Source organism: Vibrio stylophorae, from assembly GCF_921293875.1.
Lineage (GTDB): Bacteria > Pseudomonadota > Gammaproteobacteria > Enterobacterales > Vibrionaceae > Vibrio_A > Vibrio_A stylophorae.
In genome coordinates, this window is the sequence record NZ_CAKLDI010000001.1 from 1,042,144 (window position 1) to 1,059,160 (window position 17,017).

Sequence of the window (17,017 nt, forward strand, 5' to 3'; positions counted from 1 at the left end):
CATCTATCTTGCTGAATCGACCTTGGTATAGATAGCACGCATTAAAAAGCACCCTAAGGGGTGCTTTTTTTGTGCCTGTGATGACCTCTGGCTATCGCTTATCAGGGGAATACAAGGTTGTTGCTTGCAAAACTCAATGTAGCCAGTTGGTTTTTTGAATTTGATAGAGCGCAAAGTGGTGAGGTGCGGGTAGATCAAGTGGCTGCTCTCCAAGGTAGATCACCGCACTGCGATGGCCACAGCTTGCCAATTGTTCAATCATCGTGCAGGCATGCTCAGCATTTTGGCAGGTGACTAACTGGGTTTTGCTAAGGTCGAGATTGCTGTGCCTGATAAATTGGGCTGCTCTTTTTCTTTCGTCACAGATTACTGTGATCCACCGAGGCTGTTGATTCAATTTTATTTGAAGTGAGTGCGGAAGTTGCTCGACCAGTTTAGCTTGGGGTTCATGATAAGATGAAAACCATGAATTTTGACTAACGTGTTGTTTTTGATAAAAAGAAATAGTCATGTCAAATCTCGCTTAAAACTGATAATAAAAACAGCCTGTATACGCATACAGTATTCCTTTTTTATTTTTATTGCAACTGAGTCGGAATGAAAATTGTGAGAAACATCGGCCCGTGCTGTTGAATATGTGTCCGTCCCCGCTATTTTTTTACGCACCATCATTCTAAAATACTGGGCATACAACGAGTATGAGTGCAATTGATTGCACCAATAATAAAAAATGAATCAGCCGGGGAAGCTGAGTTCTTTGCGACCAACCAAAGGAAATTGGTATGAAGAAAGGGTATTTAGAACAGATTCTGTCAGTTCTAGAAGAACTGGGAGAGATTAAATCACGATCCATGTTTGGTGGTTACGGCCTCTATCATGAAGGCTTTATGTTTGCATTGATTGCCACAGACAAAGTGTATCTTCGCGCATCCATGGAGTTGGAAAAGAACTTTTTAGCCATGGGGCTTGAGCAATATGTGTATATGAAAAACGGCAAGCCCGTGGCATTGCGCTATTACTTGGTGCCAGAGCAATATCTACAGCCTGCCAGTGCTTTTCTAGCACTCGTCAAAGAAGCCATAGAATTGGCGATGCAAGAGCATGAAGATAAGCAAAAAGAGAGCCAGCAACGACTCAAAGATTTGCCCAATTTGGATGTGTCATCTGAGCGAATGTTGAAAAAAGCGGGTATTCACTCTTACGAAGATCTGAAAGCTTGTGGTGCCATTGAGGCTTATCGACGGGTTTGTGAGGTGAACAGTAACATCCATAGTTTGAAGTTGCTGTGGGCCATCGCTGGCGCGTTAGAAGGCTGTCATGCGGCGATATTGCCCAAGCCTGTGAAAGATGCTTTACTTCAAGAATTAGAGGCAACCCCAAGCTAACTCACCTATGAATTATGACTTCTGGCATACCGTTTGGTTGACCAATCAAACGCAATTTCATCGACCAGAGACCCATCCGCTCTTGGCCCAATATTGGGCCAAGTTGGCGATCCATCCCAACGCGCGCGTGCTTGTACCATTGTGTGGAAAATCGCAGGACATGCTTTGGCTTGCGCAGCATCACCAGCGCATTATCGGTATTGAAATTAGCGAAATAGCGGTCAATGCTTTCTTTGCTGAGAACTTATTAATTCCCACGGTTCATCGTCATCAAAATGGTACCAAGCAGTATACATTTGATGAGATCACCATCTTGTGCGGTGATCTTTTTGAGCAGCAGATTGATCGTATTGATGCGATTTATGATCGCGCCGCGCTGATTGCACTACCGCCCGCACTGCGCGTTCAATATGCAAAGCGCTTGATCAGTATGTTGTCTGAGCATGGCAAAATGATGTTGATGACGGTGTCCTTTCCAGCTGATGAGTTGCAATCGCCGCCATATCGAGTGACTGAAGCTGAGCTCGCCGAGCTTTTTGCAGGTTTTCAGATTCGCCATCTCGGTCGTGAGGAGGCAACGCTTGAGCATCCTCGCCGACAGCAAGGTGTGAGTTATTTTCATGAAGATGTGTGGCTGATCGAACGTGCTGCAAATTAACCTTGTGTTTCGAGTGGGTTAACGAAATGTAAAATGATGCTGTGCTACATTTGAGACAATGCCCAGAAATAGGGCAATGCACAAGGAAGCCAGCCTATGAATCGAAATGATACTGTGCCCCTCCCGCACAATACGCGGGAGTGGTTTTTCCATCGCAATAGCATCATTATTTTACTCGACGTGGTGCTCTTTGCCGTCCTGTATTACACCTTACCCTATGAACAGCCCGTGACCTTGGGCCTCTGTGTTTTGAGTTTTATCGCCATTTTATGGCTGACTGAAGCCCTACATGTCACTGTAACTGCCTTATTAGTGCCGCTGATCGCGGTGATCTTTGATGTCTTTCCGACCCAAACCGCGCTGAGTAATTTCGCCAATCCCATTATTTTTCTCTTTTTGGGCGGTTTTGCTATGGCAGCAGCCATGCGACAGCAAAAATTGGATCAAGTGATTGCCGATAAGATCATTGTGATGGCGCGAGGGAAAATGGCCACTGCCGTATTGATGCTTTTCGGTGCGACGGCGTTACTGTCGATGTGGATCAGCAATACGGCAACGGTGGCCATGATGTTGCCTTTGGTGCTGGGTATTTTGGCGAAAGTGAACGAAGAAAGTGGCCATCGCACCTATGTCTTTGTGCTACTGGGGATTGCCTATAGCGCCAGTATTGGCGGCATTGCTACTATTGTCGGCAGTCCACCCAATGCCATTGCAGCCGCAGAAGTCGGGCTGACCTTTACGCAGTGGATGCACTATGGTTTGCCTGTCGCTGTGTTATTGCTACCCGTGGCAATTGCGCTGCTCTACGTTTTGCTTAAACCTGATCTTAAAGGTGAATTTGAAATTCAATATGAACCCGTGGATTGGGACAAGGGGAAGGTGGTGACACTGGCGATTTTCTCCTTAGTGGTGACTTTGTGGATCTTTAGTAAACCGATCAATGCCATGCTGGGGGGGTATTCGAAATTTGATAGCTTGGTGGCCTTACTGGCCATTGTGCTGGTGAATTTTGCGCGCGTAGTGCATTGGAAGGATGTGGAAAAAACCGCTGACTGGGGGGTATTACTGCTCTTTGGTGGTGGGATTTGTTTAAGTAATGTGCTGAAAGCGACGGGAACTAGTGTTTTTCTAGCTAATAGTTTAAGTGGGCTGATTGCAGAGTTTGGCGTGTTGTGGATTATTTTGATGGTGGCAGCCTTTGTGGTGTTTTTAACTGAGTTTGCCTCCAATACCGCCAGCGCTGCATTGCTGATCCCTGTTTTTGCGAGTGTGGCGCAGGCCTTTGGTTTATCGCCGGTTCTTCTCTCTGTGATGATAGCCGTTGCCGCATCTTGCGCTTTTATGTTGCCTGTAGCGACGCCGCCCAATGCCATTGTTTTTGCATCCGGCCATATTGCGCAGCACGAAATGATGCGTGTGGGGTTGGTACTTAACCTTGTGTGTATCGCGCTACTGGCCATGGTGGCTTATCTTTTCTGGCTTTAGTATCAAGGCGTGAGAACACTGTAGTAAATACGTTGATAGATAAACGGTGAAAGAAAATACCATGAAAAAGCCGCAGCGATTGCTGCGGCTTTTTGCTATTTGTTTGCGCTTTATTTTGAGTTTGATGGTTCAATACCTTGCTTGATACAAGGTTTGATTCATCGCGCAAACAATCACATCCTTTATCGCTGCGACATTACTGGGTGCGCTCAGCAAGATAGCGATCGTAGTCAGGAATCTCAATCACGGTATCTTGGTCAACAAAAGGTGAGCTCATCATAAAATTCGCACTGGCGCGGTTGGTGGCCACGGGAATATTCCAAACAGCAGAGATGCGTAGCAAGGCTTTCACGTCTGGGTCATGTGGTACGGCGTTGAGGGGATCCCAGAAGAAAATCATCATATCGATTTTCCCTTCACAGATCAGCGCACCAAGCTGCTGATCGCCGCCCATTGGGCCGCTAACGAGGCTTGTGATATCTAGGCCAGTGGCTTGACTGAGCTGAAAACCAGTGGTGCCTGTGGCGTATAAATTATGCGCTTCAAGTTGCGCTTGATGCTCTTTGACCCAACGCAATAGATCTTGTTTACAGTGATCGTGGGCCACCAAGGCGATATTTTTACGTGCCGCCATAATACGGGTGGTTCTTTCCATTGTGACTCCTTAGTTGTGCGCTGCCGATGATGGCGGTGATTGCACATAAATAGGGCGAAATTGTGCTGGTGACAATGAGCGCTCAACAGTTTCTTGACTCAACGCAGCTTTATCAAGACCAATAATGTCGGGTATCAAACGATAAACGGGATCTCGCTGCTCTAAATAGCGAACCGTTTGATCTAAAGAGAGGCGGCCTTGCAGCACCATTTGGTCTGTGGGTGAGAACAATACGCGGCCACGAAGTAAACCGCGATAGATCCCATGGGTAAAGTAAGTTGAGATCAGGCCAATTTTGAGATGTTTAAATCTGGGTTGTTGTAGGACATTGATCGCCACGTCAATGGCCACTGCGCCGCCGACAATATAATCTGGCGGGCTTTGACTGAGCAGTCGGTAGACCAAGTCGCGCTGCTCCTCTTTGCCGTTATCAGCCCAGAGTCTTTGCGTAATTTGAATATCTGAATCGGCAATAGCCGCCAAAAAACCTTGGGTGGTGGGATCGGTCCCACCACGCTGAAGGGGGCCTGGTAGCCATGCAATTTGCGTAAGCCCACTGCCTTTGGGATGCTTTTTCGCCAGATAATGACCCGCTTGAAATCCCATTTGATACCAGTCTACACCGACCATGCCCTTTAGATTATTTTGCTGCTGAGTTTGCTGGGATAGTGCGTTAACCGTGGCAAATACTGGGGTTTGATGGGTCAAAATATCCAGATCATGGGCATAGCCAGTTGGGCTGACACTGCCTAAAATAATGGCATCCGCGCCGCTGAGATAGCAGTGCTGCATCTGACTTTTTTGCTCAGCAAGGGCCAAATAACCGCCAGCATCATAGATGGTTAGATGAACGCCTAGGCGCTTGGCTTGATTCACCAAGCCATAGTTCACTGAGATCCAGTAAGCATCCTTGAGGTGGGGCAGTAAGGCGCAGATTTTCCATGGGCGTTTCGCGTGAGCAAGCCAAGTGTATTGCTGGTGAATCAGTGCAGGATTGGCCTTGGTGCGTTGTAGCTGTAAATCAACAGGTGCGAGTTGTTGGTGCAGTGGTTGCGCTAGGCTGTTTGCAGAATAACCAAGTGCACTGAACAAAATCAGCAGCGAGATAAAAAGTTGGTAAGATAAGGCGATAAAGCCGCCTGAATATAGCTGACGATGTTGCACTGTGAGCATTTCTAAAGGGCTGTTAAAAAACCATGATAGCAGGAAATTGATGAGATTTAAGTTTAAGACCATAGGCCAGAAACTACTGGCAGCGTTTTCAGGGATTGCGCTGTTGGTGGGAATCGCTGCGGGGATTGGTATTGCCGGTTTGTCCTTGGTCGCGAAAACGCAACATGCCGTGGTGGACTCAGCGCTGCCGGCACTCAATCACAGCCGCGCGCTCGCCGAGCAAACGGCGCGCATTATTATGACAGCGCAGGCGCTGAGCCAAACCAATGACACCAAAGCACTCAATCAACATCAACAAACCCTCACGCGTTTGTTTGGCCAAAATGAGCTGACCCTTGCCAGTCTTCAGGCTTATCCATTTTCCCGTGGTCTTTTAACGCAAATTGAGCAAACGCACGAGCAGGTGCGAAAGCAAATGAACACGCTCAATGATGAAGTCGCGCTGCGTCTTCAGCGCCAGCGTATGGTCAACAATGCCATTGCCGCCCAGCAGCGTATATTACGGCAAATGGAAGGCTTGGTTCAGGCGCAGGTGAGTAACGCAGATGCTGTGGCCATGGCCAATTTTACTCAGCTCTATGACTTGGTGCATCGTGGAAATACACAGCAAACCTTGAGCGCACTTGACCGATTGATTGAAGTGGATTTAGACGTCAATGCCAGGCTGCTTAACATGCGCTATTTGATTGCGGTCTCCATCAGCTTGCTCGATGAGGTGCGCCAGCCCAACTTGAGTGAAAACCGTATCGATGCGCTGGCCAAGCAGTATCAAAATAATGTCGATAAATTAAAACTGCGCTTGGTGTCCATTGAAGACCCGAACTATGCCAAGCAGCTCTCTTCTCGTATTGAGCAGTTGGCGCAATTTAACTCACTGTTTGATCAGCGACGTGCAATGTATCGTCATGAGCAAGAGATTGAAAAGCTGAGTCAGCAAGCGGTTGTGCACTTTCATACTTTGTCAGATCAGGTTGCTGAGCTCAGCACCGCAGCCAATGCAGGCACGACTTTTGCGTTGGAGCAAGTGGCGAAAACCATCACGCGCACGCAAGCCACCTTGATTGCTTTGAGTGTGCTGGGTGTGTTGGTGGTGATTTGGGTGATGTGGCAATACGTGTATGCGCGCATTATTCGCCGAATTTCACGAGCGCAGCGCGCCCTAACATCGATTGCCGATGGTGAGCTGTCTATCCATCTCAAAGCCGAAGGTGATGATGAGCTGGCGGCGATGGAGCGCGCGATTATTGTGGCGCGAGATACGGCCAAAGCCAAAGCGCAGTATGCCGCAGGTGAAAAACGCGCACGTGAAGCGCTACAAAATCATCAAGCGAGCCTCGAAGCAACCATTGCTGAGCGCACAGAAGCCCTGCGTCTTGCCAATGCCCAGCTGGCTCAAGAAGTGGATGAAAAAACCATCGCCACCAAAGCGGCAGAGCAGGCCAATCAGGCAAAATCTGCCTTTTTGGCCACCATGAGCCATGAAATCCGCACGCCACTGAATGGAGTATTGGGGATCGCTGCATTGCTTGATAATGATGAGCTCAGTGAAAAGCAGAAAAACTACGTCAGCGTGATTCGAAAAAGTGGCGAGACCTTACTTGAGTTGGTGACCGATATTCTTGATTTTTCCAAGATTGAATCTGGTCATTTGGATATTCATCCAAGCCCATTTTCATTAGCACATCTGCTTGATGATGTGATCACGCTGTTTATGCCACGGGCACAGGAGAAGGGATTACAGCTCGCTTATCACTGTGATGCAGCGCTTTGCGATTATTGGCTCGGCGATATGATGCGTATTCGTCAAGTGCTCAATAACTTAGTAAGCAATGCCATCAAATATACAGAGCAAGGCCAAGTCCAGGTGCTGGTTCACGAGCACGAAGGTATGTTGTGCTTTGCGGTTAAGGATACTGGGGTTGGTATCGACGATGTCCAGCAAGCTCAGCTTTTTCAGCCATTTTATCAAACCGATAGCGGCCGACAAACCACCGGTGGCACTGGTCTAGGTCTTGCCATCGCTGCGCGAATTGTCGGTGCCATGGGCGGGCATATCGCTGTGCAGAGTCAGCGTTTTCAAGGCTCAAGCTTTTCTCTGTACTTGCCACTTGAGCCAGCACAAGCACCTGAGCAAATTACACCGATGGTGAGTCAAACAGCACCAGAGCTTTCTGGCCGTTTAACTTCACTGCAAGTGCTGGTCGTGGAGGATAACGCGGTCAATCGCTTAGTGATTGAGGGCTATTTAGAGCGTTTAGGCTGCCACTATGTGATGGCCGAAGATGGCGCAACGGCTTTGCATCTTGCTGCGCAGCAATCATTTGACTTAGCGTTGCTGGATATCAATCTACCTGACACCGATGGGGTGACACTGCGCGGCGAGTTGATGCACACTCAGCCGTCGCTCTATAGCATTGCGGTTTCAGCACATGTGTATGATGAAGAGGTGGCGCGTTTCTATACTGCCGGATTTGACGCCGTGGTGCCCAAACCCGTGCGTTTTGAGCGTTTACATCAGGCGTTATTGCAAATGGTCAGTGGTTATCACGGTGCGCCTCTGGTCGCACAGGCACAACAGCATGGCTTTGATGCTAATGCACATTTGATTTTTGAGCGAGAGATTTTAGAGCAAGATTTGCCGATCCTCGGGCTGGCAGTGATTGAAAATCTGGTCACTGTATTTGAGCAAAGCAGTGAACAGACCCTAGCTAATTTGGCACAAGCATTGGACCAACAGGATCAGGCGACGATCAGTCAGTATTGCCATCAGCTTAAAGGTGCGGCATTTAGCTTAGGGTTAGCATCTCTGGCGCAGTGCTGTGCTTACTATGAGCATGAAGCCGCGATGTTTGATACCGATGTGATGGCGCAATTACTGCAGCTGCGTACTCAATCTTTGGATCAGATGCAGGCATTTATTGCAGAAAAAAATGGGGGATGAGTGGGTTTATCGCCGATGATCTGCGCGCTCGCGCGGTGGAAAGATTGATTTACCACTCAAACTCAAGGATTAACCTTATCTTTTATAGTGAAATTGACCTGCCTTAGCATTCTTGTGCAACAAATTGATTTACACTGATTTCAGGAAAATTAAAGGAGAAGGTCATGGAGCCGCTGTTAGATTGGGCCCCTGAAGGTTGGCGTGCTGTGCCACCTGACTCTTTGTCCTATGCAAAAGCCAGTTTGCAACATCTGGCATCGGCGGTGATAGTAGTACAACGTCATTTTTACGGTCAGGCGATGGTGTATCGTGCGATTCACCCAATGGACGATCATTTTCTATTGGTGAGTTGCACGGAGATGCGTTATCGACCGGTCGAAGAAGCACAAGAGCTCAATTGCAGTTGCTTGGCCATGGCCAAGCAAGCTTTGTTGCGCTTATGCCAAGAGGATGACGCCTTTTACTTGCATCAGGTTAGCCGCCAGCATATGGCGAAGTAAAAAAAAAGCCCACGGATGTGGGCCTTTTTTTTGCGTGCAAAATACAGCTGTGCCAAGGTCTGACTTTAGAGTTTAAAGAAAGACAATTGCTCTTTTTGCATTTCAGCAAGACGCGATAACTCGTTACTGGCGGCAGCGTTTTGCGCAATACCCGCAACGTTTTGGTTCACAAGTTCCGACATATTGCTGACGTTGCGGTTAATGTCTGAGGTCACTTGTGATTGCTGCTCAGCAGCAGTCGCTACTTGGGTGTTCATATCATTGATTTGTGAGACAGCATCGGTGATACCCACGAGCGCATCATTGGCTTGACGCGCAAGATCTTGGTTACGGCCCAAAATCTCCAAGCTATTTTGCATGCTGTCGTTGGCATTACCAGACTGCGCTTGAAGCTCTTCAATGATGGTTTGAATCTCTTGCGTTGAGTCTTGTGTACGGGCGGCAAGCAGACGTACTTCATCGGCTACCACGGCAAAACCACGGCCTGATTCACCCGCACGAGCGGCTTCAATGGCTGCGTTCAGTGCAAGCAAGTTGGTTTGCTCAGACACGCCACGAATCACTTCAACAACATTGCTGATTTGCTCTGACTGTTCTTTAAGACGAGTCACAACCGCGGCTGCATCATTGAGTGACGCGGCCATCAATTCACTTGCTTCATGGCTTTGTTGGAAAATATCCAAGCCAGAGCGCGCAAGCTCATCAGTTTGTTTTGAGGTGCCATCAGCAAGCATTGCTGTATCGCTAACGTTAGCGGCAGTGCTTGAAAGCTCATTCACAGCCGAGGCGACTTGGTCAATCTCGTTAAGTTCACGTTGCGCGTTGTCTTCCGCTTGAGTCATCACAACAGCCAATTCAGTTGATGCTGAAGCAACATCTTCACTGATCTTGGTGAGTGCATTCACGGTTTCGTGTAGCTGACGAACGGTTAAGTTGATATCAGCACTGAGCTCGGCAACTTCGTTATTGCCGTCATGTTCGCTTTGTACGGATAGGTTACCCGTTGCGATTTCACGCATTACGGCTTGAAGTTTGATGATTGGCGCAACAATCATACCTGACAACCACCATGCCACGGCAAAGCAAATCGCAAACAACACGAGGATAAACCAGCTGACATTGGTCATCAGGGTTTCGTTGGCTTGCATGCTGGCATTGAGATCAGCAGATGCTTTGCTATTCACATTTTGTGATAGGTCATTAATTTGGCCGACCATGGTTTGACCCACAAGGCGGTATTTCGCGATAAAGGCATCAAATTCTGCATTGCTCAGTAGGCCTTGATCGTGACGATTCAGTAGGGGAATCGCTTGACGAGAAAAATCAAAGTACTGATCGATCGCCGCCTTTACTTGATTGGTTTGTGCCACAAAACCAGGCTCTTGTGATAGAACAGCCAAGTTGCTGTTAATTTCAGACGTGGCGGCATCCATGCTGTCAATTAATTTTTGGCGACGTGCTGGATCGTAAATCGCATAGACCGCATCGATACGGATGGGATACACGAGGTCATCAATTTTCGCGAGTGCATCTTTGAACGCAACCAAATCTTGGGTGTTGAGTTCAATGTTATTTTGTTCAGTAGTCAATCTATTTTGAGCGACTAGCAGAGAGCTGATGAGTAAAGCGGTTAGAATGAACACAGGTATTAACACCTGAATTCTAATAGAAATATTTTTCAGTGAAAGCTGCATAATTGCCTCAATAGGTTGTTTTATTGCTCGCATCCATGCAGACAATATATTTGGTGTACATCACAAGTCGGGCGCGAAAATATACACGAAACTGTGATCTCGTTCTAGGAATTATCTACTGTAGTAAAATAATTTTTAATATAAATAGAGCAAAAAAAATGGCGCCAAACCGTCAAAATTATGACTTGCGCATTGCATAAATGGCTTTGATCGCGCATGGTATCAGGCATCTTTGGTCATTGTTTTGCTTTGATTGAGGAAGAAAAAAAGGAATTGCGGGTAAAAAAAGAAGGCATTGAAGATTTTTATTTGTGATGGTGCCGACACAATTTTATCAAGGTACAGGAAATAAAATTCGTCCATTATTCATCAAGCTAATAGAATTGAATTGATGAAATAAATAGCAGCTAGCACATCCAGTCTTGGTTTCGTTTTTAGTTTGACCAAAACTTGGTTAAAATGCTGTGCATGCGGTCAACATGATGCGCGTAGCAGAACCAAATCATGTGGAGATACAGAATTGATTAATGTATTCCTTGTTGATGATCACGAACTGGTTCGCACAGGGATTCGACGTCTTTTAGAAGATGTCCGTGGAATTAAAGTAGTAGGGGAAGCTGACAGTGGAGAAGCGGCACTGAAATGGTGTCGTAGTGAGCATACCGACATTGTCCTAATGGACATGAATATGCCTGGCATTGGTGGCCTTGAGGCAACGCGTAAGATTTTGCGCGCCTGTCCTGATGTCAAGATTATCGTACTGACCGTGCATACTGAAAATCCGTTCCCGACCAAAGTCATGCAGGCGGGGGCCGCGGGTTATTTAAGTAAGGGTGCAGGCCCTGCAGAGATGATTCAAGCGATTCGTGCTGTCTATAGTGGTCAGCGTTATATCTCCCCAGAGATTGCGCAGCAGATGGCGCTGATGCAATTTACGCCTGATGCGGATAACCCGTTTAAACAGTTATCTCAGCGTGAGCTGCAGATCATGATGATGATCACCAAGGGTGAAAAGGTCACGGATATATCTGAGCAACTGAGCTTGAGTCCGAAAACGGTCAACAGCTATCGTTATCGTTTATTTGAAAAACTCAATATCAACGGTGACGTTGAGTTAACCCACCTCGCCATTCGCTATGGCATGTTGGACACAGAGACGCTGTAACTGTGGTTGCAGCATTTGATGCACCATCATTTTTACGCTCGGTTGCTCAGCAGCCGGGCGTTTATCGTATGTATAATGCCGAAGGCGACATCATTTATGTCGGTAAGGCAAAAAACCTGCACAAACGTTTATCCAGCTATTTTCGCAAGAAGGTCGATGGCGAAAAAACGCGTGCATTGGTATCACACATTGCGCAAATTGAAGTCACGGTTACTCACACCGAAACAGAAGCGCTGATCCTCGAACACAATTTAATTAAGCAACATCGCCCACGCTATAACGTGTTGCTGCGTGATGACAAATCCTATCCCTATATTTTCCTAAGCCAAGACAAGCACCCGCGCTTATCCATGCATCGCGGCCTAAAACGCAAAAAAGGGCACTATTTTGGACCCTATCCTGATGGTGGTGCGGTGCGTGAAAGTCTGCATTTATTGCAGCGTATTATTCCTATTCGCCAGTGCGATAACACCGTTTATGCCAACCGCCAGCGTCCTTGCTTGCTCTATCAAATCAACCGCTGTGTCGCGCCTTGTGTGTCCGGCTATATCAGTGATAGCGATTATGATGAGCTGGTGCAGATGGTGCAGCTGTTCTTGCAGGGTAAAGATACACAGCTGATTGCGGATCTGGTGGCTAAAATGGAAGCAGCCAGTCAAACCTTGGCCTTTGAGCGCGCGGCAAAACTGCGCGACCAAATTAAAGCGCTGCGCCGGGTGCAAGAGCAACAATATGTGGCGGGTCGCGATCAAGAGCTAGACGCATTGGGACTTTCGCGCGAAAAAGGGATGGTTTGTATTCATCTATTGATGATTCGCCAAGGGCAGGTGCTGGGTAGTCGCAGCTTTTTCCCTAAAATGCCATCGGATGTGAGCAATTCTGAGGTATTGGCAAGCTTTATGAGCCAATACTATTTGGATGGGTTGCAAGGGCGCGCCTTGCCTGATCATATTTTGCTGATTGAAGCGCTGGATGAGCAGCAGGGGATGAGCGAGGCGATTAGCCAAGTTGCTGGTCGGCAAGTGCAGTTGCAGTCGCAGCCGCGCGGCGAGCGTGCGCGTTATCTAAAATTAGCGCAAACCAACGCTGAAAGTGCGCTGCAAAGTAAGCTGAGTCATCGTATGACCATGAAGCAGCGCTTTGATGCACTGGCTCAAACGCTGGGGATGGAGACCATCACCCGCATGGAGTGCTTTGATATCAGTCATACCATGGGCGAGAAAACTGTGGCCTCTTGTGTGGTCTTTAATGAGCAAGGGCCAATGAAAGCAGAATATCGCCGCTACAATATTACCGGTATTACCGGTGGCGATGACTATGCGGCCATGGCGCAAGTCCTGGCGCGCCGTTATGGTAAACAGCAAGACCCTGACAAAATTCCAGATATCATTTGGATTGATGGGGGTAAAGGGCAACTCAATCGGGCGCTTGAGATAGTTGTACCTTTAATGCAGGACTGGCCGAAGCAATCCCAGCTGATTGGTATTGCCAAAGGGGTCACCCGTAAAGCGGGTCTTGAGACACTGATTTTTGCCGATGGCCGCAGTGAGTCTTTACCCGCCGATGCCCCCGCACTGCATCTTATTCAACATATTCGCGATGAAAGCCACAATCATGCCATTGGTGGTCACCGCGCTGCGCGCGCCAAAGTGCGACGAACCTCGACACTTGAAGAGATCGAGGGAATCGGTGCCAAAAGACGGCAGCAACTCCTCACACACATGGGGGGATTGCAAGAATTGAAGAAAGCGAGTGTGGAAGAGATCGCTAAAGTCCCCGGAATTAGTCGCGCACTGGCCCAGAAAGTATTTGATGCGTTGCAACATTAACCACGATGGTGCACCATAGCAGGGTCAAACATAACCTGTTCAGTATTATGCGCTTTACCATACCCAATATTCTCACTCTGATTCGACTCGGATTGATTCCTGTTTTTGTAGTGGCGTTCTATCTCCCTTTTGCTTGGTCTCCTTTTGCCGCCGCTTTAATTTTCGTCATTGCTGGTGTGACCGACTGGTTTGATGGCTTTTTAGCGCGTCGACTAAAGCAGACCAGCCGCTTTGGTGCATTTCTTGATCCCGTTGCGGATAAAGTCATGGTTGCTGCCGCGCTGGTACTGATCACTGAGCATTACGACTCTGTATGGATCACCATTCCTGCACTGACCATGATTGGTCGCGAAATTATTATTTCAGCTTTGCGTGAATGGATGGCAGAACTAGGTAAGCGTGCCAGTGTGGCCGTTTCTTGGATTGGTAAATTTAAAACCGCAGCACAGATGATGTCTTTGGTCTTCTTGCTTTGGCATCCAGACAATCTGCCTTGGGTGACAGAGTTGGGCTACGTCTTATTGTATGTTGCCGCCGCACTGACCTATTGGTCGATGTTCCAATATCTCTATGCAGCAAAAGATTACCTGTTGGATGATGTAGAGTAAGTTCTCATTTCGACGTCATCTGATACAAAAACCGCACGCTAGTGCGGTTTTTTCGTTCTAGTGAAGAAAAAATAAGGCTTAGGGCCATGTTTGCTTCTCTCTTATTTGTCTGAACTCGGATTTTGCAATGCGCTGCGACGCTTTATTTTCGTGAATGAACACAAAAAAGTGAATTTTTGCGCTGCATTCTTGTTCGAATTGTTGAAACAATAAGTGAAATGATTGAAAAACCGACAAACGATTCAATTTTCGTGATTTATCTGTTGACTCGATCACGCCAATCCGTAGAATGCACCCCGTACCGCAGCGCAGCAGCGATGAGGGACAGCAGGTGAGGGTGTTAATCCAAACCTAACAATGAGATAACGGCGCCTTGGCAGAGTGGCTATGCAGCGGATTGCAAATCCGTGGACCTCGGTTCGACTCCGGGAGGCGCCTCCATTTCACAGTGTGAAATGAGTAATCGGACGCGGGATGGAGCAGCTTGGTAGCTCGTCGGGCTCATAACCCGAAGGTCGTTGGTTCAAATCCAGCTCCCGCAACCAATCTCATATAATATGCGACACTAGCTCAGTTGGTAGAGCGCAACCTTGCCAAGGTTGAGGTCACGAGTTCGAACCTCGTGTGTCGCTCCACTCTTTTGTGGATAAAGCCATCATCATGCTTTTAAATGATGACATCCGGACGCGGGATGGAGCAGCTTGGTAGCTCGTCGGGCTCATAACCCGAAGGTCGTTGGTTCAAATCCAGCTCCCGCAACCAAATTTAATTCAGCGCATTCAGGTGCGATGAATAATGCGACACTAGCTCAGTTGGTAGAGCGCAACCTTGCCAAGGTTGAGGTCACGAGTTCGAACCTCGTGTGTCGCTCCACTCTTTTGTGGACAAAGCCTTCATCATGCTTTTAAATGATGACATCCGGACGCGGGATGGAGCAGCTTGGTAGCTCGTCGGGCTCATAACCCGAAGGTCGTTGGTTCAAATCCAGCTCCCGCAACCACATTCAAACATATGGCTTCGGCGATATGAGATGGTGTCAGACAATTAGTCACAGCATCGCAACCAGTTTGCGTGCCCTGATGGTGGAATTGGTAGACACAAGGGATTTAAAATCCCTCGGCGTTCGCGCTGTGCCGGTTCAAGTCCGGCTCGGGGCACCATCTAACGCTTGAATGAGCAATTGAATCTGGCGCCTTGGCAGAGTGGCTATGCAGCGGATTGCAAATCCGTGGACCTCGGTTCGACTCCGGGAGGCGCCTCCATCATTCAGTAGAAAACCCAGCCTTTGGCTGGGTTTTTTGCTTTCTAGCATTTACGCATTTATTGACCAAAATCGTATCGCTTGCTGAAAGCCATTTAGCTTTTTTATCAAAATCAAAAAAAGTGGATATAAAACAGCCCGCGATGGCCTATAACCAGCGCGGGCGATGTTTGACTGAATTTGTTGAACTTTAATAGGTTCTAATTATTCAGAATCCAAAACAAGGCGAGCATTGAGCGCTTGGACAGGACGGTTGTTGTTGCCCATCACGGCTTGCATTGCTGCGATCTGTTGTTTACTTGCAGTCAGTGGTTTTTCTAGGACAAACCAGCGAACGCCTTCTGAGCAAGGTGGCGTCGTGAGTGAGCCATTAAAGCGATAATAGCTATCACTGTTTGCAAGTAGTGCCTTGGTGGCAAAAGGCTGTGAGAGTTGGGTCTGTTGATTGGTTTTTGGCAAGGTGGCAATCAACTTTGCTAAATCTGCATTGGCTTTGCCTTCTTCAAACATTACAGCAACCACAGCAAGATTACCTTTGGCATCACTGTTGACGAAGTGTGCTTCCAATGGGTAATGCTGACCTTTGACCGTGTTCTCTGATGGGGTATGGAAGTGAAATTGTTTTAAGACAAAAGATTGCCCATCAATTTGAACCTGGTTATCACCGGTTAATCCAGCTTGTAGCGTGTGCCCATTGTTGGTGAGATTGATGACTTCCCCTTGATAAGTAAATGCTAAAGGAGAGAGCTCCGCTTCAACACTGTCTGCGATGTTGATTGGTGATTGGTTGAGGCCAGTACCACAGGTCTCAAAGGTTTCACCCCAGTGCGCTGGTGCATGTTTCCCTTCATATCCCCAGTGCCCATGCTCATCGGCAAATGCATTGTGACTAAAAACGAGCGTGGCGATGATTGCCACTAATCCAGATTGTTTCATGATTGACTCCTTGTATACCATCATGTTGCTGCGTGACGTCTGTTCGCAGGATCGCACTAAGCATATGCCTGTCTTGAAAAATAGACGTGTTCTTTGAGTGAAATCTGTTTTTACATGGATGCAATGCAAAATGACTCGAAGCTATGCGGAAAATATGCATTCAGCACTAGGGTAAAGCGTGAGATGTCTGCAAAGCTTCGCCATAGGCCAATTTGAATTTGCACCTTGGTTTGGGAATGTGAGCTAGTGAATGGTAAGGACTGTGCAATATCGATATTCTAGATGATTGATTTTAATAAAATATTAGCTTGGTTTGGCGATGGTTCGCTGTGAGGTGTGATGATCAACAAGCGCGATTTTTTGGTATTAATTGATGAAGAGTATGGTTATCGCTATTGGTGTTGGCGACCCAATATGAGCGCGATGGCATTGGAAGCTTGGTGGGCTGCGCTGTCATCGGTGGAGCCATATTTTATGTCGCCAGAGCCCCTTCCTGGTGAGGTCTGGCAAATCGATGTTGAGCAATATGAGCAGCAGTGTGAGCGCCGTGCTGAGAGCCAAGCTTACCATCTGCACCTTCATCAGGATGATGATAGCGTGCTCACTCGTCCTGATGGCCAGCCGCGTTACCATTTGGGTTGGGAAGGCTGTTAACAGGCATCATTATTCATGGATAAAAAAAGCGAGTCTTAGACTCGCTTTTTTGTGCAGCATTCATTACGACGAA

14 protein-coding genes and 8 tRNA genes are annotated in these 17,017 nt (G+C 47.6%); 17 read left to right on the plus strand and 5 right to left on the minus strand.

Translation table 11 applies throughout. The features are described 5' to 3' along the window. Positions 1-133: 133 nt before the first annotated feature. Complete coding sequence (locus tag L9P36_RS04755; protein WP_237465365.1) at positions 134-511, minus strand: hypothetical protein; 378 nt, start codon at positions 509-511, stop codon at positions 134-136. A 271-nt stretch (positions 512-782) separates the two neighbouring features. On the opposite strand from L9P36_RS04755, the gene L9P36_RS04760 reads away from it, so the two are divergent. From L9P36_RS04760 to L9P36_RS04770, 3 genes are all read left to right on the plus strand, one after another. Then, a complete protein-coding gene (locus tag L9P36_RS04760) occupies positions 783-1,385 on the plus strand; it encodes a TfoX/Sxy family DNA transformation protein (protein WP_237465367.1) in 603 nt (200 codons plus the stop codon). Between the two features lie 7 nt (positions 1,386-1,392). Beyond that, positions 1,393-2,043 carry a thiopurine S-methyltransferase gene (locus L9P36_RS04765; RefSeq protein ID WP_237465369.1) on the plus strand — a complete coding sequence of 217 codons (651 nt, stop codon included), beginning with the start codon at positions 1,393-1,395 and terminating at the stop codon, positions 2,041-2,043. Between the two features lie 96 nt (positions 2,044-2,139). Next, positions 2,140-3,528 (plus strand): SLC13 family permease, encoded by a 1,389-nt coding sequence (locus L9P36_RS04770; protein WP_237465371.1) that lies wholly within the window; start codon positions 2,140-2,142, stop codon positions 3,526-3,528. A gap of 196 nt (positions 3,529-3,724) precedes the next feature. Here L9P36_RS04770 and L9P36_RS04775 read toward each other — a convergent pair whose 3' ends face one another. Further along, positions 3,725-4,183 (minus strand): methylglyoxal synthase, encoded by a 459-nt coding sequence (locus L9P36_RS04775; RefSeq protein ID WP_237465374.1) that lies wholly within the window; start codon positions 4,181-4,183, stop codon positions 3,725-3,727. Positions 4,184-4,192: 9 nt separating this feature from the next. Next, a complete protein-coding gene (gene torT / locus L9P36_RS04780; protein ID WP_237465376.1) occupies positions 4,193-5,347 on the minus strand; it encodes a TMAO reductase system periplasmic protein TorT in 1,155 nt (384 codons plus the stop codon). 49 nt (positions 5,348-5,396) lie between these two features. Between torT and torS the strand changes: the two genes are divergently transcribed. Together torS and L9P36_RS04790 are read left to right on the plus strand one after the other, a co-directional pair. Beyond that, positions 5,397-8,297: a TMAO reductase system sensor histidine kinase/response regulator TorS gene (gene torS / locus L9P36_RS04785; RefSeq protein ID WP_237465378.1), complete on the plus strand. Its 2,901-nt coding sequence runs from the start codon at positions 5,397-5,399 to the stop codon at positions 8,295-8,297. A gap of 164 nt (positions 8,298-8,461) precedes the next feature. After that, positions 8,462-8,797: a hypothetical protein gene (locus tag L9P36_RS04790; RefSeq protein WP_237465380.1), complete on the plus strand. Its 336-nt coding sequence runs from the start codon at positions 8,462-8,464 to the stop codon at positions 8,795-8,797. 65 nt (positions 8,798-8,862) lie between these two features. On the opposite strand, the gene L9P36_RS04795 is transcribed toward L9P36_RS04790, so the two are convergent. Then, on the minus strand, positions 8,863-10,491 hold the full coding sequence (locus L9P36_RS04795; protein WP_237465382.1) for a methyl-accepting chemotaxis protein: 1,629 nt from the start codon (positions 10,489-10,491) through the stop codon (positions 8,863-8,865). 520 nt (positions 10,492-11,011) lie between these two features. Between L9P36_RS04795 and uvrY the strand changes: the two genes are divergently transcribed. The 11 genes from uvrY to L9P36_RS04850 all read left to right on the plus strand — a co-directional run bounded on the left by uvrY (position 11,012) and on the right by L9P36_RS04850 (position 15,355). Beyond that, positions 11,012-11,656 carry a UvrY/SirA/GacA family response regulator transcription factor gene (uvrY, locus tag L9P36_RS04800; protein WP_237465383.1) on the plus strand — a complete coding sequence of 215 codons (645 nt, stop codon included), beginning with the start codon at positions 11,012-11,014 and terminating at the stop codon, positions 11,654-11,656. Between the two features lie 2 nt (positions 11,657-11,658). Then, positions 11,659-13,485 carry an excinuclease ABC subunit UvrC gene (uvrC, locus tag L9P36_RS04805; RefSeq protein WP_237465384.1) on the plus strand — a complete coding sequence of 609 codons (1,827 nt, stop codon included), beginning with the start codon at positions 11,659-11,661 and terminating at the stop codon, positions 13,483-13,485. Between the two features lie 47 nt (positions 13,486-13,532). Beyond that, positions 13,533-14,093, plus strand: coding sequence for a CDP-diacylglycerol--glycerol-3-phosphate 3-phosphatidyltransferase (pgsA, locus tag L9P36_RS04810; protein WP_237465385.1), 561 nt, complete (start codon positions 13,533-13,535; stop codon positions 14,091-14,093). 367 nt (positions 14,094-14,460) lie between these two features. Further along, positions 14,461-14,534, plus strand: a tRNA-Cys gene (locus L9P36_RS04815). Between the two features lie 27 nt (positions 14,535-14,561). Next, a tRNA-Met gene (locus L9P36_RS04820) sits at positions 14,562-14,638 on the plus strand. 14 nt (positions 14,639-14,652) lie between these two features. Then, positions 14,653-14,728, plus strand: a tRNA-Gly gene (locus L9P36_RS04825). A 50-nt stretch (positions 14,729-14,778) separates the two neighbouring features. Beyond that, positions 14,779-14,855, plus strand: a tRNA-Met gene (locus L9P36_RS04830). A gap of 35 nt (positions 14,856-14,890) precedes the next feature. Further along, positions 14,891-14,966: transfer RNA gene (locus L9P36_RS04835), tRNA-Gly, on the plus strand. 50 nt (positions 14,967-15,016) lie between these two features. After that, positions 15,017-15,093 (plus strand) — tRNA-Met (locus L9P36_RS04840). A gap of 73 nt (positions 15,094-15,166) precedes the next feature. Beyond that, a tRNA-Leu gene (locus L9P36_RS04845) sits at positions 15,167-15,253 on the plus strand. Positions 15,254-15,281: 28 nt separating this feature from the next. Next, positions 15,282-15,355: transfer RNA gene (locus tag L9P36_RS04850), tRNA-Cys, on the plus strand. Between the two features lie 203 nt (positions 15,356-15,558). Here the strand turns inward: L9P36_RS04850 and L9P36_RS04855 are convergent. Beyond that, positions 15,559-16,290 carry a carbonic anhydrase gene (locus L9P36_RS04855; protein ID WP_237465386.1) on the minus strand — a complete coding sequence of 244 codons (732 nt, stop codon included), beginning with the start codon at positions 16,288-16,290 and terminating at the stop codon, positions 15,559-15,561. A 339-nt stretch (positions 16,291-16,629) separates the two neighbouring features. Between L9P36_RS04855 and L9P36_RS04860 the strand changes: the two genes are divergently transcribed. Then, positions 16,630-16,944, plus strand: a complete 315-nt coding sequence (locus L9P36_RS04860; protein ID WP_237465387.1) for a hypothetical protein — start codon at positions 16,630-16,632, stop codon at positions 16,942-16,944. Positions 16,945-17,017 lie beyond the last annotated feature (73 nt).